This is a genomic window from Shewanella sp. 11B5, assembly GCF_002836795.1.
In the GTDB taxonomy this organism is placed as follows: Bacteria; Pseudomonadota; Gammaproteobacteria; order Enterobacterales; family Shewanellaceae; genus Shewanella; species Shewanella frigidimarina.
Genome location: NZ_PJAP01000158.1, coordinates 1 through 1,147, shown reverse-complemented (window position 1 = coordinate 1,147; position 1,147 = coordinate 1). Strand labels below are relative to the sequence as shown.

Here is a 1,147-nt window from a genome sequence, read left to right as displayed (position 1 = left end):
GTCACATTCATATATTCCGTTTGATCTTTATAAGCGTAAGTGGATTTTTAACCATAAAGATTTGCCTGTATCAGATGATGATAAGGTCTTGATTAAGCCACTGACCGATAAAAGTGCCATGGAAGTGTGGGATAAGTGGATAAGCAATAAGAGTAGTCGTGCTGAATTGTTTGAAAAAGGCGATTGGCCAATAAAGCAAGATGCTTGGGCGGCAACGGAGCATTGGCAGTCGGCATGGGATTCTAATGATAATGCGATGCCCGAAGCAATTATTGCGCATATTCAATGGCCTGATGATGCGGTGGTGTACTTTTGCTATGAAAAGTACCAAATAGTTGAAACTCGCTGGGATGTGTTTGTGCGTAATTGGAAGTGCTTTTTATTTTTTGATGATGGCCCAATACTCATCTCGCCAAAGCACAAGCAAGCCTTGATGTTTCTACAGAATGGCCAATATAAATTAGGCGTTCGCGGTTAAATTAGCCGACTTGAGTTGCGGTTGTTGGTTAAACGGCTGATGTTGTAGTCGTTGGTATTTCAGATTTTTAGAGAGTTTATATGAAAGTATTAGCTTCAATTGGATTGAGCTTATTGTTAATGATGCCGATGTTGGCACAAGCTAGCATGATTGCAGATGTTGATGTAGCAGAGCAAATGACAGTAGTAGAGCAGCCATTGATATTGAATGGCGCTGGTGTACGCAGTAAATTTTTTATGGATTTATATGTGGGTAGTTTATATCTGCCGACAAAAGCGCACACTCTGGAAGATGTGCTTGCTCAGCCGATAACGGTGATCCAGCTAACGATTACTTCTGGGATGATCACTTCAGACAAAATGCGTGATGCCATTACTGACGGTTTTGAAGGTGCTACCGACAATGACACTCACTCAATTGCCAAAGATATTGAACATTTTACCCAATTGTTTGCAGATGAAATTGTCGAAGGTGATCAATTTACTTTTGTTACACAAAAAGGCAAGGGTGTGAGCAGTATTAAAAATGGGATAGCTCAGGGAGATATTGCTGGAGAGGCATTTCGTCAGGCTTTACTTAAGATTTGGTTAGGTGAAGAGCCTGCACAACAAAGTTTACGCCAAGCTATGCTAGCTCAGTAAATCACCTGCTAGGTTCTAGGGCGGACTG

The 1,147-nt window shown here is 41.3% G+C and carries 2 protein-coding genes; both read left to right on the top strand.

Features of this window, described 5'->3' with window-relative positions; all coding sequences use genetic code 11:
* Nucleotides 1–478 (top strand): DUF2947 domain-containing protein (locus tag CXF78_RS01315; protein WP_257984797.1); only part of this gene is annotated, 478 nt, incomplete at its 5' end.
* 80 nt (nucleotides 479–558) lie between these two features.
* On the top strand, nucleotides 559–1,119 hold the full coding sequence (locus tag CXF78_RS01310; protein WP_102035749.1) for a chalcone isomerase family protein: 561 nt from the start codon (nucleotides 559–561) through the stop codon (nucleotides 1,117–1,119).
* Nucleotides 1,120–1,147: the final 28 nt, after the last annotated feature.

What these genes read in the sequence shown, in the direction of transcription:
- CXF78_RS01310 (WP_102035749.1), top strand. Translation starts at nt 559, where the DNA reads ATGAAAGTATTAGCTTCAATTGGATTGAGCTTATTGTTAATGATGCCG.